The organism is Agromyces ramosus (assembly GCF_004216665.1).
GTDB classification, from domain to species: domain Bacteria; phylum Actinomycetota; class Actinomycetes; order Actinomycetales; family Microbacteriaceae; genus Agromyces; species Agromyces ramosus.
This window is the reverse complement of record NZ_SGWY01000002.1, coordinates 461455-474075: the sequence shown is the minus strand read 5'-3', so window position 1 is coordinate 474075 and position 12621 is coordinate 461455. Positions and strand designations below refer to the sequence as shown.

Here is a 12621-nt window from a genome sequence, read left to right as displayed (position 1 = left end):
GACCCGTACAATCGACACATCCCGCATGAGCCCCCACGAACGCGGGACCGAGCCCGGAGGAAGAATGGCCGTCGAAGATACCGAGTTCACGCAGGTGTTCCGCGGATACGACAAGGACGAGGTCGACAAGAGCATCAATGGGCTCCGTCGCGACATCATCAATGCGAACAACCAGCTCGCCGAGCAGTCGAAGGAGAGCAAGCGCCTCCACGCCCGCATCGACGAGTTGACGGCCGAGCTCGAGGAGGTCGGCAGCCCGACGTTCTCCGGTCTGGGCACGAAGCTCGAGAACACGCTGCGCGTCGCCGAGGAGCAGTCCACCCGGCTGATCGCGCAGGCCGACATCGACGCCGAGAAGCTGCGTCGCGCCGCCGAGGACGAGGCGCACCTCATGCGCTCCGACGCGCACGAGCTGGCCGAGCGCACCCTCAGCGAGGCGCGTGCACAGGCCAACCGCGTGCTCGAGAACGCACGTGCCGAGGTCGACGACATGGTCTCCCGCGCGCACGAGACCGCCGAGCAGCTCCGCCAGGAGGCCGCCCGCGACGCCGCCACGATCCGCGGCGCAGTCGCCACCGAGGCCGCCGAGCTCCGCACGAGCGCCAAGCGCGAATCCGCCGCCGCCCTCGCCGCCGCCGAGAAGAAGGCCTCGGCCATCCTCGTCGCCGCGAACGCCGAGGCGAACGAGGCGCGCGCCACCGCGGCCGGCCTCGCCCAGGAGACCGAGCAGACGCGGGCCGAGGTCGCGATCGAGCTCGACCGCGCCCGCGCCGATCTCGCCAAGGAGACCGAGCAGGCCCGCATCGACCTCGCCGCCGAGACCGAGCAGGCACGCCTCGACCTCGAGCGCGAGACCGCCGAGGCACGCGCCGCCATCGACGCCGAGATCGAAGAACGTCGCGCCGCCCTCGTGCACGAGCTCGAGCAGGCCCGCACCGACCTCGACCGCGAGCTCGCCGGGAGCCGAGCCGACCTGGCCCTTCAGAAGGAGCAGGCGAAGGTCGACCTCCAGCGCGAGGCCGAGGCCGCCCGCCTCAAGCTGCAGCACGAGCTCGACCGCATCCGCGCCAAGCACGCTGCCGACCTCGACCAGATGCGCGCCGACCTCGCGCTCGAACAGGAGCAGGCACGGGCCGACTTCGACGCCGAGTCCGAGCAGTCGCGCATCGACCTCGACAACCAGCTCACCGCCATGCGCAAGAAGACCACGCACGAGGTGAACCGGATGCGCCGCGAGATCGAGAAGGCGCACCTCGACCTGGAGTCGGAGCTCACGACGAAGCGCGACGAGGCCGAGCAGGAGCTGCTGGCCGCCCACCAGGAGGCGGTGGCCCAGACCCAGAAGTTCCTCGCCGACGCCAACGCGGAGCTCGCCGAGGCCGTCGCGCGCACCGCCGCGAGCCGCGAGGAGGCCGAGCGCCTCGAGTCGAAGGTCCGCACCGAGATCGCCAAGGTCCGGGACAAGGCCGACGACGAGGCGCGCGAGCGCATCGCCGCGGCGCACGACCAGGCTCGCAAGCTCATCGCCGACGCCGAGGAGCGCACCCGTGCGCTGGTCGCCGACGCGGAGGATCGCCTGTCGCAGATCAAGATCGAACGCGACGCGGTGGCAGGCTACTTCGAGAGCCTCCGCGGAGTGCTCACCGAGGCCGAGCGGGTGGCAGCGGACACCAAGCGCTGACGCACGGACGCGCCGGCCCCCATGAAGATCCAGAACGCGTTCCGCGTCGGACTCGTCGGGACCCTCGGGGTCGGCGTCGGCCTGCTCATCCTGTTCTCGATCTCGAGCCTCTCGACGATCATCGCCTACATCGGCGCGGCACTCTTCCTGGCCCTCGGCCTCGATCCGGCGATCAGCTGGCTCGAGCGCCGGGGGCTTCCGCGTTGGGCGTCGATCCTCATCGTCATGACCGGCGTCGGGCTGCTGGTCGCGGCCCTCGTGCTCGCCGTCGTGCCGATCGTGGTCGACCAGGTGAGCCAGCTCGTCGAGGAGATACCCCGAATCGTCGCCCGCGTGAACTCGCAGGACTGGCTCGAGGGGCTCCAGGAGCAGTTCCCGCAGGTGCCCGTCGACGAGATCAGCCTGCAGGTCACGACCGCCGTCACAGAGTTCTTCACCAATCCCGAGAAGCTGAGCGAGCTCGCGGGCGGGGTGCTGCAGGTCGCGATCGCGATCGGCACGGGACTGTTCGCGGTCGTGATCGTCTTCATCCTCACGCTCTACTTCACGGCATCCCTCAACAGCATGAAGCGCGCGACCTACCAGCTGGTGCCGGCGTCGAAGCGTGAGCGGTTCGCCGACCTCACCGAGCAGATCACCCAGTCAGTGGGTCGCTACGTGCTGGGACAGGCCTCCCTCGCCGCGTGCAACGGCGTCGCCAGCTTCATCTTCCTGTCGATCATCCAGGCGCCGTTCCCGGCGGTGCTGGCGTTCCTCGCGTTCCTCTTCTCGCTCGTGCCACTGGTCGGCACACTCACGGGCTCGATCGTGATCGTGCTCGTCTGCCTGATCCCGGGTCTCGGCTCACCCCTCACCGCGCTCGTCGCCGCGATCTACTACCTCGTCTACATGCAGGTCGAGGCATACTTCCTGAGTCCGCGCATCATGAACCGTGCGGTGAAGGTGCCCGGCGCGCTGGTGGTCATCGCGGCGCTCGCCGGCGGGGCGCTCCTCGGCATCCTGGGCGCCCTGATCGCGATCCCGGTGGCCGCGGCGTTCCTGCTCATCATCAAGCAGGTCGTGATCCCGCGCCAGAACGAGCGCTGACGCCGCCCGGCGGCGCCCATGCGCCCGCCGCCGAGGGTGCTCCGGTCAGGCGGCGGTCGGCGGCCACGTGGTCGGCAGCGGCAGGGCCGCCGGGTTCACCGCGGCGACGATCTCCTCGAGCACGCGCCGCGTCTGCGACTCCCCCACCCACAGGTGTCGGCCGCCCTCCACGTCGACCCGCCGCAGGCGGGGAAGCACCGCGAAGCGTTCCGCCGCCTCGGCCGGCTTCAGGTAGTCGTCGTGCTCGGGGATGACCGCGACGATCGGCGCCGACGAGGCGTTCCACCGGCTCAGCTCCTCCTCGCTCGTGCGATGCAGGGGCGGTGAGAGCAGCACGGCGCCCGCGATGCCGTGCTCGAGGCCGTACTTCAGGGCCAGCTCGGTGCCGAACGACCAGCCCACCAGCCACGGGTTCGGCAGCCCGCGCTCGGCGACGAACGCCATCGCCGCCGCGACATCCGCACGCTCGGCGACCCCCTCGCCGAACGAGCCCTCGCTGCGGCCGCGCGGCGACGTCGTGCCGCGGGTGTTGAATCGCAGCACCGCGAGGCCGGCCAAGGCGGGCAGGCGTGCTGCCGCCTTGCGCAGGATGTGCGAGTCCATGAAGCCGCCGGCGGTGGGCAGCGGATGCAACGTCACGAGCGTCGCGACGGGCGGCCGATCGATCGGCGTCGCGAGTTCGCCGACGAGTCGGAGCCCGTCGTTGGTGTGCAGTTCGATCTCCTCGCGGTTCGCCGGGAGCTCGACGCCCGCTCGGATCTCGACCGGGGACGCGTCGTCGGGATTCACCTGGTGCCGATCCTCCAACAGTGGGTGTGCCAGTGCCGCCTCGCTGCGAGGTCGGCTGCGTCGCCGAGCACGCCGTCGGCGCGCCAGGTGACGAGGTGGGCGACGCCGGGCGCGACCTCGAGGCCGCAGCCCGGGCAGAGATAGGCCTTCACGGCCTGCGCCTCGGTCACCGGCTGGACGTTCCATTCGCGCCCGCCGCGGGTCTCGGTGCGGCGCCATCCGGCGGTGAGCCGTTCGACGTCGAGCTCGGGGTGCTCCTCGCGAGCACGGGCCGCACGACCGCGAGATCGGTTCGAGCGTGCCATGGATACAAGTCTAGGCGGCGGCGCGGCATCCGCTGGGCGAGCCCCCGGGAGGCGCGGAGCGGATCCGTCGGCGCTCGCCTCGGCGGCTCGCGCCGGAGCGATCGTCTCAGTACCAGCCGACGTCCTGAGAGTGCGCCCAGGCTCCGCAGGGCGTGCCGTAGCGGCCCTGCACGTAGCCGAGGCCCCATTCGATCTGGGTCGCGGCGTTCGTCTCCCAGTCGGCGCCGGCGGTGGCCATCTTCGAGCCGGGCAGTGCCTGCGGGATGCCATAGGCGCCGCTCGAGGCGTTGTACGCGTTCACGCGCCAGCCGGACTCCTTGCTCCACAGGGCCACGAGGCAGTCGAACTCGCTCGACGCCCAGCCGCGAGCGGCGACCGCACCGGCGGCGTAGGCCTGGGCGGAGCCCGGATCGGGGGTGACGGCGGGCGGTGCCCATCCGCTGCCGGCCGAGGTCGAAGCGGCCGCCACCTTCGGCTCGGGCTTCTGCTCGACGACGTAGCCCTCCTTGGAGACGTCGATCGTGTACTCGCCATCGACGTCGAAGGCCTGCACGTCGGCACCGCCGAAGCGCTCGCCCTGCGCCGCGAAGTCGGGCGACGCCGTGGCGCCCGAGAACGGATCGACCACGTTGACGAGCAGGAAGCTCACGGAGGCGACGAACGCGAAGACCACGGTCGCGCCCTGCTTGACCGTGCCCGGCCTGCGCGTCGCCTGGGCGGTTGACGCCCCTGCGACGGGCGGCCGGGGAATGGCCTGTGCGGGTGCCGGTGCGCCCGGACGCGCGATGTTCGTCTCGGGACGCACCGGTGCCGTCGACCCGTCGATTCCGGAATGCCTGCCCACGATTCGTCGAGTGTATCCGAGGCGCTGCGATCGAGTCGAACCGGGACTCACCGGACCGCGAGCATGACGTCGACGACCGCGTCCAGCACGAGGTCGACCTGCGATTCCCGGTATCCGCCGCGCTGCGTGGTGAACACCACCGTTCGCACGTCGTCGATGGAGATCGGCCAGCCGTCGCGGAAGTAGCGCGTGAGCTTGTCGGCGAAGCGGTCGACCTCCCGCACCCGGTATCCGAGTGCCAGCGGACTGACCCGGTCGAAGCGCTGCCCCTCGGGTCGGGCGAGCCGGTTGGAGACGACCTGAGCCGTCGTGCGGGCCTCGCTGAGCCAGGCCTCGCCGCCGTGGAGTCGCGCCGCCACCTGGCGCTCCTCGGCCGCGAACGCGTCCTCCAGCCGTTCGAGCGCGGCGTCCACGTGCGCCGTGGAGTAGCCGCCCTTCTGCATCGCGAACGCGGTCAGTCGGATCCGCTCGGACGACAGCGGCGGATCGTCGCGTCGGGCCGTCCCGTCGTAGGCGCGACGGGCCAGTTGCAGGAACTCCTCGACCTGGGCGGTGTTGTATCCCAGTTGAGGCTTGCGGGCGCGAGGGAAGGTGGAATCCACCGCACCATTATCGCGGACGTCAGCCGAAGATCCGGAAGGCCACGTAGGCAACCGCCGCAGAGGGGAGGATCGAGTCGAGCCGATCGAGGAATCCGCCGTGGCCGGGCAGCCACGAACTCATGTCCTTGATGCCGATGTCGCGCTTCACGAGCGACTCGACGAGGTCGCCCAGGGTCGCCGTCAGGAAGATCGCCGCACCGAACACCAGCCCGAACCACCACGTGTTGCCGAGCATGAGGGTCGACAGCAGTACGCCCGCCACGAGGCTCGCGGCGGCGCCGCCGGCGAAGCCCTCCCACGTCTTCTTCGGGCTGATGACCGGCGCCATCTTGTGCTTGCCGAAGGCGAGGCCGAACCCGTACGCGCCGACATCCGCGGCGACCGCGATGATGATGAACGCGAGCGTCCACCACTGACCACCGTCGGCGGCGGTGAGCACCACGGTGAAGGTCGCGAGGAACGTGACGTAGCCCTGCACGAAGGTGCCGGCGGCGAGGTCGCGGACGAGGCTCGCGGCGGAGCGGCGGTGCGAGGGCAGTGCCTGCTCGACGAGTCGCCACACGGCGACGAGCAGCATCGCGCCGAGCACGGCGAGCAGTTGCCCGCCGGCGCCGGCGTAGTAGGCGATCGGCATCGCGAGGACGGCGGAAGCCACCGTCGGGATGCGCGGCACGTGGAACTCCGCCTTGCGCAGCGCCTGGGTGAGCTCGTAGCTCGCGAACCCGGCGAGCACGACGGCGAACACCATGAAGAGCTCTTTGAACACGAGCAGGCTGAGCAGCAGCGCACCGCCGAACGCCAACCCGATGAGGATCGCGAGGATCAGGTTGCGGCCGGTGCGCGCCTGGATCTTCTCCTGCGCCTGGTCGAACTGCGCCTTCGACGCCTCGAACTGGCGCTCCAGGTCGGCCTTGCGGGCCTGCACCTGCGCCTTGAACTCCTCGCGTGACGACCGGTCATGCCCCCCGGCGTCCGACTCATCCTCCCCTGGAACGCCCGCCATGGTGTTCCCTCAGACCTCGAGGAGTTCCGCTTCCTTGCGCTTGAGCGCCTCGTCGATCGCGTCGACGTTGGACTTCGTGATCTGCTCGAGTTCCTTCTCGCCGCGCGAGACCTCGTCGTCGCCGACCTCGCCCTTCAGGGCGTCGAGGTCGTCCTTCGCCTTGCGACGGATGTTGCGCACCGACACGCGGGCGTCCTCGGCCTTCGAGCGCACGATCTTCACGAACTCCTTGCGGCGCTCCTCCGTGAGCTCGGGAAGCGTGACCCGGATGACGTTGCCGTCGTTCGTGGGGTTCGCACCGAGGTTCGGGGTGTCGCGGATGGCGGTCTCGATGTCCTTCATCGCGCTCTTGTCGTACGGCGTCACGACGAGCGTGCGCGCCTCGGGGTTCTGGAGCGACGCGAGCTGGGCGAGCGGCGTCGGGGTGCCGTAGTAGCTCACCATGATCTTCTGGAAGAGCTGGGGGTTCGCCCGCCCCGTGCGCACGGACGCGAAGTCCTCCTTCGCGACCTCGACGGCCTTGTGCATGCGTGCGGTGGCATCGGACAGTACATCCGCGATCACGGGGGCTCCTTCGGTTCGCTACTCGGGACAGTCTATCGAGTGGACGCGGGCACGCCGTTGCTCACGATCGTGCCGAGTTCCGCGCCGAGGATGGCAGCGGTGACGTTGCCGCTCGGCTCCATGCCGAACACCTGCATCGGCATGCCGTTGTCCATGCAGAGGCTGAACGCGGTGGAGTCCACGACCTTGAGGCCGCGCTGCAGCGCCTCCTGGTAGCTGATGCGGTCGATCTTGTGCGCGTCGGGGTTCGTTCGGGGGTCGTCGGAGTACACGCCGTCGACGCCGTTCTTCGCGACGAGCACGACGTCGGCGTCGATCTCCAGCGCCCGCTGCGCGGCGACGGTGTCGGTGGAGAAGTACGGCAGGCCCGCGCCGGCGCCGAAGATGACGACACGGCCCTTCTCGAGGTGGCGCTCGGCGCGGCGCGGGATGTACGGCTCCGCGACCTGCGTCATCGAGATCGCAGACTGCACCCGGGTCTCCGCGCCCGCCTGCTCGAGGAAGTCCTGCAGGGCGAGCGAGTTCATCACCGTGCCGAGCATGCCCATGTAGTCGGCGCGTCCTCGGTCCATGCCGCGCTGCGAGAGCTCGGCGCCCCGGAAGAAGTTGCCGCCGCCGACGACGATCGCGACCTCGACGTCGCGGGCGGCATCCGCGATCTCCCTCGCGAGCGCGCTCACCACGTCGGGGTTGACCCCGAGGGCCCCGCCGCCGAACGCCTCGCCCGACAGCTTCAGCATCACCCTGCGCCTGTGTTCCGCCATGCCAGCCCCGTTCCTTCGTGCCCGTGTCAAAACTAGTGGTTCAATGCCCCCGGCGCAGTGCCCGGTGCCGGATGTCGCACCGCGATGCCGCACCGCGCGACGCGCGCTCGCGGCATCCGCGCATGGAAAAGGGAGTCCGGATCGCGAACGATCCGGACTCCCCTGTGACACCTAGGCGCCGACCTTGAAGCGAGCGAAGTCGCTCACCGTGAGGCCCGCGTCCGAGAGGACCTTGCTGACGGACAGCTTGTTGTCCTTGGCGTAGTCCTGCTCGAGGAGTGCGACCTGCTTGAAGTACGCACCGAGGCGACCCTCGATGATCTTCGGGAGCGCAGCCTCGGGCTTGCCCTCCTCGCGGGAGATCTGCTCGACGATCGCGCGCTCCTTCTCGACCGACTCCGCCGGCACGTCCTCACGCGTGAGGTACTCCGGGTTGGCGAACGAGATGTGCTGCGCCACCGAGCGAGCGGTCTCCGCGTCGTCGCCGGCGTAGCCGAGCACGACGCCGACCTGCGGGGGCAGGTCCTTCGACGTCTTGTGCAGGTAGATCGAGAAGTGCTCGCCCTTGACGAGGCGGATGCGGCGGAGCTCGACCTTCTCGCCGAGGATCGCCGCCTCCTCGCTGATCACGTCGGCGACGGTCTTGCCCTCGGCCGGCGCGGCCAGGGCGGCCTCGACGGTCTCGGCGCGAGCCGCGGCGACGGCCGCGAGCACGCGGTCGGCGAGGCCGACGAACTTGTCGCCCTTGGCGACGAAGTCGGTCTCGCAGGCGAGCTCGATCATGGTCGCGGTGCCGTCGCCGTTGTCGACAGCGGCCACGAGGCCCTCGGCGGTGGAGCGGTCGGCGCGCTTGGCGTTGCCCTTCGCGCCCTTCAGGCGGAGGATCTCGACCGCCTTGTCCATGTCGCCGTCGGCCTCGACGAGTGCGTTCTTCGTGTCGACCATGCCGGTGCCGAGGCGCTCGCGCAGGTTCTTGACGTCTTCGAGAGTGAAGTTGGCCATGTTTGGAAAGTCTCCTGGACTGGTGGAATTACTTGGACTCGGCGGCGGCGGCGCCCTCGGCGTCGGCCTCCGACTCGGTCGCGGCGACCTCGGTCGCGGCCTCGTCGACGACCTCGGCCGCCTCGGCCTCTGCCTCGGCGACGGTCTCGGCCACCACTTCGGTCTCGGCCGAAGCCTGCTCGGGGGTGGTCGCGCTGCCGGCCTGGAGGAGCTCCTGCTCCCACTCGGCCAGCGGCTCGACGGCCGAGACGTTGCCCTCGGCCTCGGGCTTCTGGTGACGCTCGATGAGGCCCTCGGCGGCGGCGTCGGCGATGATGCGGGTGAGCAGGCTCACCGAGCGGATCGCGTCGTCGTTGCCCGGGATCGGGTACTGCACCTCGTCGGGGTCGCAGTTCGTGTCGAGGATGCCGATGACGGGGATGCCGAGCTTCTTGGCCTCGTCGATCGCGAGGTGCTCCTTCTTGGTGTCGACCACCCAGAGTGCCGACGGCGTCTTCGACAGGTTGCGGATGCCGCCGAGCGACTTGTGCAGCTTGTCGAGCTCGCGCTTCTTGATGAGGAGCTCCTTCTTGGTGAAGCCGCTCGTGGTGCCCTCGAAGTCGAGCTCCTCGAGCTCCTTCATGCGCGCGAGGCGCTTGGAGACCGTGGTGAAGTTGGTGAGGAGGCCGCCGAGCCAACGCTGGTTCACGTAGGGCTGGCCGACGCGCGTGGCCTGCTCGGCGATCGACTCCTGGGCCTGCTTCTTCGTGCCGACGAAGAGGATGGTGCCGCCGTGGGCGACCGTCTCCTTGACGAAGTCGTACGCCTTGTCGATGTAGGCGAGGGACTGCTGCAGGTCGATGATGTAGATGCCGGAACGCTCGGTGAAGATGAACCGCTTCATCTTCGGGTTCCAACGGCGGGTCTGGTGCCCGAAGTGCACGCCGCTGTCGAGCAGCTGGCGGATGGTGACGACGGCCATGAGCCGTACTCCTTTGTTCTCAGTTGTCGCCCCGGCCGGCGGCCTGGAGCCCTGGTGCCCGGCACGGCTCCGCCTGTTCCGATTCGTTGGACGAACGCGGAGCGGGACTGAGTGGAGTCGGTGGCCGAATGGCACGCGTAGTCACCCCGGCAGGCCGAGGTGCTCCCGATACTCTACCATCATCGGCGGATCCGCCCGCCCGCCGCGGCACTCGCCCTCCCCACCCGAGGTCGGGTGCGATGCGCTCACCGGTCGGCTCGGGCAGGCCACGGATGCCTCGGGGCCGGCCAGCATCGGCGCATGCCCGTTCACACGACCGCCCCGGTCGCACCACCCCGCGCGATTCGCCGGGTGCGTGCCCTCCCAACGACCCTGCTGGCGCTCGCAGCGCTCGCGGGGGTGGCCATCACGCCGATGGCGGCGAACGCCGTCGACGGCGGGGCCGCCCCGCCTGCGCGGTCGGCCGCGGCGTTCTCCGCAGTGGCGTCGCCGTCGGTGGCGTCGGCTTGGGTGGCGTCGCGGTCGGTGGCATCGCTTCCGGTGGCGTCGCGGTCGGTGGCATCGCTTCCGGTGGCGTCGGGGGTGCCCGCCGGGTCGGCACGCCGGGCCGCCGCGGGGTGGTCGTGGCCGGTACCGCCGCCGATCGTCGTCGTCGCGCCGTTCCGGGCGCCGCCGACCCCGTACGCCGCCGGGCACCGCGGCATCGACCTCGCGGCCGACCCGGGCGCCGCCATCCGGGCGCCCGCGGCGGGCACCGTGAGCTTCGCGGGGCCGGTCGCCGGCCGCGGCGTCGTGGCGATCGACCACGGCGGCGGCGTGGTGAGCGCGATCGAGCCCGTCGCGGCGACGGTGGCCGACGGCGCGGCCGTCTCGGCGGGCGACGTGATCGGCACGGTGTCCTCCGGCGGACACTGCGCGGCAGCGTGCGTGCACTTCGGCGTGCGGGTCGACGGCGAGTACGTCTCGCCGTTCCTCTTCCTCGGCGGGCTGCCGCGCGCCGTCCTGCTGCCGATGACCTGAGTGCGGCCACGCGCGCGAACGCCGGCATCGATCGGCTGCGCGAATCACCGCCGTCCGACCCGCGATTCAGGCGCGCGGATGCGCCGTCTGGTAGCTCTGCTTGAGCCGCTCCGCCGAGACATGCGTGTAGATCTGCGTCGTGCCGAGGCTCGCATGGCCCAGGAACTCCTGCACGGCGCGCAGGTCGGCGCCCCCGTCGAGCAGGTGCGTCGCCGCACTGTGCCGGAGGGCGTGCGGACCGCTCGGACCGGTGCCGGGGATCGAGGAGAGCAGGGCGGCGACCTGCCGGTGCACGCTGCGCACGCCGAGCCGACCGCCGCGCACGCCGAGGAACACGGCCGGGCTCGCCGGCCCGACGCCGCCGCCTGCCCCCTCCCGCGCCGCGGACGTCGCTGCGCTGAGCATCGCCGGGCGGGCGACCTCGAGGTACCGGTCGAGCGCGCGCGCGGCCGGGGCGCCGTACGGCACCACGCGTTCCTTCGCACCCTTGCCCGTGACGCGTACGGTGCGGCGTCGACGATCGACGTCGACCAGGTCGAGGCCGACGAGCTCCGATACCCGCAGCGCGGAGGCGTAGAGCAGCTCGGCGATCGCGGCATCGCGCACGGCGACCGGATCATCGCCCGATGCGCGTTCCGCGAGCCCGGCGAGCGCCTCGGCGAGCGCGCGCTCGGTGACGACCCGCGGCAGGGTCCGCTGTGCGCGGGGGGCCCTGAGCCGCAGGCCGGGGTCGGCGGCGATGAGCCCACGCCGGTGCATCCACGCGGTGAAGCCTCGAGCGGATGCCGCGCGGCGCGCGATGCTGGCGCGCGCGAGCCCGCGCTCCGTGGCGGTCCACAACCAGTCGCGAAGCACGCCGAGGTCGACGGCGCCGGGATCGTCGACCCCGCGGTCGACCGCGAACCGGACGAGGTCGACGAGGTCGGCGCGATAGGCGGACACGGTGTGCTGCGAGTAGCCGCGCTCCGCACGCACGTGCGCGAGGTACTCGTCGAGCAGCCGGTCGAGGTCCACGTCCCCAGCCTGCCCCGGCGAGGCCCGTGCGGGGTCGCGGGCGGTGCGCGTGCCGCGGATCAGGTGCTCACGGAGCCACCGGAGGCTTACGCGAGAAGCGCTCCAGCCGACCCTCGGGTGAGAGCGCCTCGACCTCGGCGAGGAACTCCGCGCCGAAGCTCGTGACGACGGGGAACGGCCCGACCGGCACCACCGAGGTGACGAACGTGTCGTCGTAGAGGTGCACGAGCGTGAACGACCGACCCCCGTCGATCCCGACGAGCTCGCGCGGCGGTGCGGAGAGGTCCATCGTGTAGGCCGTCGCGCCGGCGACGGAGACGGCGATGCCGGCGAACGAGCCGTTGGTGGCGTAGTGCAGGTGTCCGCCGAGGATGAGCCGCACGTCGCGGCCGCGGATCACCTCGGCGAGCTCATCCTGCCCGCGGAGCTCGAGGAGGTCCATGAGCGCGAGCGGCGTCGGCAGCGGGGCGTGGTGCATCGCGACGATCGTGCCCTCGGGTGCCGGCTCGGCGAGCGCCGCGTCGAGCCAGGCGAGCGACGTCGCGTCGAGTTCGCCGTGGTGGAAGCCCGGCACGCTCGTGTCGAGGGCGATGACACGCAGGCCACCGAGGTGGACGACCCGGTGCACGGGTTCCTCGTTCGGCGTCTCGTCGAGCAGGCCTTCGCGGAACGGCGCCCGCTCGTCGTGGTTGCCCATCACCCAGATGAGTTCGGCGCCGGTCGACTCGATGAGCGGTTCGACCGCGGCACGTACCCGCCGGTAGGCGTCGGCCTCGCCGAGATCGGTCACGTCGCCCGTCACGACGATCGCATCGAGGGTGTTGCCCAGGCGGCCGAGCTGGGCGACGACCTGGTCCAACGCCCCGACGGTGTCGGCGACGCCGCCGAGGGGTGCTCCCCCGCGAAGCAGATGGGTATCGCTGACGTGGGCGATCACCCGCTTCGCCGCCGGATACCGGCCGAGTTGTTCGATCTGCATGACGACC

General features: G+C 71.0%; 14 protein-coding genes. 3 read left to right on the top strand and 11 right to left on the bottom strand.

Annotation, left to right across the window (positions count from 1 at the left end; genetic code table 11):
- Positions 1-64: 64 nt before the first annotated feature.
- Positions 65-1681: a coiled-coil domain-containing protein gene (locus EV187_RS08795; RefSeq protein WP_130352686.1), complete on the top strand. Its 1617-nt coding sequence runs from the start codon at positions 65-67 to the stop codon at positions 1679-1681.
- Between the two features lie 21 nt (positions 1682-1702).
- Positions 1703-2767: an AI-2E family transporter gene (locus EV187_RS08790; RefSeq protein ID WP_130352685.1), complete on the top strand. Its 1065-nt coding sequence runs from the start codon at positions 1703-1705 to the stop codon at positions 2765-2767.
- A gap of 45 nt (positions 2768-2812) precedes the next feature.
- Here EV187_RS08790 and EV187_RS08785 read toward each other — a convergent pair whose 3' ends face one another.
- From EV187_RS08785 to rpsB, 9 genes are all read right to left on the bottom strand, one after another.
- The gene (locus EV187_RS08785) at positions 2813-3556 is read right to left on the bottom strand and encodes an alpha/beta hydrolase (protein ID WP_207221790.1); all 744 of its coding nucleotides are present in this window, start codon (positions 3554-3556) and stop codon (positions 2813-2815) included.
- On the bottom strand, positions 3553-3861 hold the full coding sequence (locus tag EV187_RS08780; protein ID WP_130352684.1) for a hypothetical protein: 309 nt from the start codon (positions 3859-3861) through the stop codon (positions 3553-3555). Before EV187_RS08780 ends, EV187_RS08785 begins: the two co-directional genes overlap by 4 nt.
- A gap of 106 nt (positions 3862-3967) precedes the next feature.
- Entirely contained in the window at positions 3968-4705 is a 738-nt protein-coding gene (locus EV187_RS18720; protein WP_242609510.1) for an aggregation-promoting factor C-terminal-like domain-containing protein, read from the bottom strand.
- A 47-nt stretch (positions 4706-4752) separates the two neighbouring features.
- Positions 4753-5307 carry a DivIVA domain-containing protein gene (locus tag EV187_RS08770; protein WP_130352683.1) on the bottom strand — a complete coding sequence of 185 codons (555 nt, stop codon included), beginning with the start codon at positions 5305-5307 and terminating at the stop codon, positions 4753-4755.
- A 19-nt stretch (positions 5308-5326) separates the two neighbouring features.
- On the bottom strand, positions 5327-6310 hold the full coding sequence (locus tag EV187_RS08765) for a phosphatidate cytidylyltransferase (protein WP_130352682.1): 984 nt from the start codon (positions 6308-6310) through the stop codon (positions 5327-5329).
- Between the two features lie 9 nt (positions 6311-6319).
- The gene (gene frr, locus EV187_RS08760) at positions 6320-6874 is read right to left on the bottom strand and encodes a ribosome recycling factor (protein WP_130352681.1); all 555 of its coding nucleotides are present in this window, start codon (positions 6872-6874) and stop codon (positions 6320-6322) included.
- Between the two features lie 32 nt (positions 6875-6906).
- Positions 6907-7638 (bottom strand): UMP kinase, encoded by a 732-nt coding sequence (pyrH, locus tag EV187_RS08755; protein WP_130352680.1) that lies wholly within the window; start codon positions 7636-7638, stop codon positions 6907-6909.
- A gap of 171 nt (positions 7639-7809) precedes the next feature.
- On the bottom strand, positions 7810-8640 hold the full coding sequence (gene tsf / locus EV187_RS08750; protein WP_130352679.1) for a translation elongation factor Ts: 831 nt from the start codon (positions 8638-8640) through the stop codon (positions 7810-7812).
- A gap of 28 nt (positions 8641-8668) precedes the next feature.
- Positions 8669-9601 (bottom strand): 30S ribosomal protein S2, encoded by a 933-nt coding sequence (gene rpsB, locus EV187_RS08745; protein ID WP_130352678.1) that lies wholly within the window; start codon positions 9599-9601, stop codon positions 8669-8671.
- 300 nt (positions 9602-9901) lie between these two features.
- Between rpsB and EV187_RS08740 the strand changes: the two genes are divergently transcribed.
- A complete protein-coding gene (locus EV187_RS08740) occupies positions 9902-10621 on the top strand; it encodes a murein hydrolase activator EnvC family protein (protein WP_242609509.1) in 720 nt (239 codons plus the stop codon).
- A 66-nt stretch (positions 10622-10687) separates the two neighbouring features.
- Here the strand turns inward: EV187_RS08740 and EV187_RS08735 are convergent, their stop codons facing one another.
- Positions 10688-11635, bottom strand: a complete 948-nt coding sequence (locus EV187_RS08735) for a tyrosine-type recombinase/integrase (RefSeq protein WP_130352677.1) — start codon at positions 11633-11635, stop codon at positions 10688-10690.
- 67 nt (positions 11636-11702) lie between these two features.
- Positions 11703-12614: a phosphodiesterase gene (locus EV187_RS08730; protein WP_130352676.1), complete on the bottom strand. Its 912-nt coding sequence runs from the start codon at positions 12612-12614 to the stop codon at positions 11703-11705.
- Positions 12615-12621 lie beyond the last annotated feature (7 nt).

Bases quoted from the DNA above. Each gene is read 5' to 3' on its own strand.
- EV187_RS08790 (WP_130352685.1), top strand. From the start codon at position 1,703: ATGAAGATCCAGAACGCGTTCCGCGTCGGACTCGTCGGGACCCTCGGG.
- EV187_RS08740 (WP_242609509.1), top strand. From the start codon at position 9,902: ATGCCCGTTCACACGACCGCCCCGGTCGCACCACCCCGCGCGATTCGC.
- EV187_RS08780 (WP_130352684.1), bottom strand. From the start codon at position 3,861: ATGGCACGCTCGAACCGATCTCGCGGTCGTGCGGCCCGTGCTCGCGAG.
- EV187_RS08765 (WP_130352682.1), bottom strand. From the start codon at position 6,310: ATGGCGGGCGTTCCAGGGGAGGATGAGTCGGACGCCGGGGGGCATGAC.
- rpsB (WP_130352678.1), bottom strand. From the start codon at position 9,601: ATGGCCGTCGTCACCATCCGCCAGCTGCTCGACAGCGGCGTGCACTTC.
- EV187_RS08730 (WP_130352676.1), bottom strand. From the start codon at position 12,614: ATGCAGATCGAACAACTCGGCCGGTATCCGGCGGCGAAGCGGGTGATC.
- tsf (WP_130352679.1), bottom strand. From the start codon at position 8,640: ATGGCCAACTTCACTCTCGAAGACGTCAAGAACCTGCGCGAGCGCCTC.
- EV187_RS08795 (WP_130352686.1), top strand. From the start codon at position 65: ATGGCCGTCGAAGATACCGAGTTCACGCAGGTGTTCCGCGGATACGAC.
- pyrH (WP_130352680.1), bottom strand. From the start codon at position 7,638: ATGGCGGAACACAGGCGCAGGGTGATGCTGAAGCTGTCGGGCGAGGCG.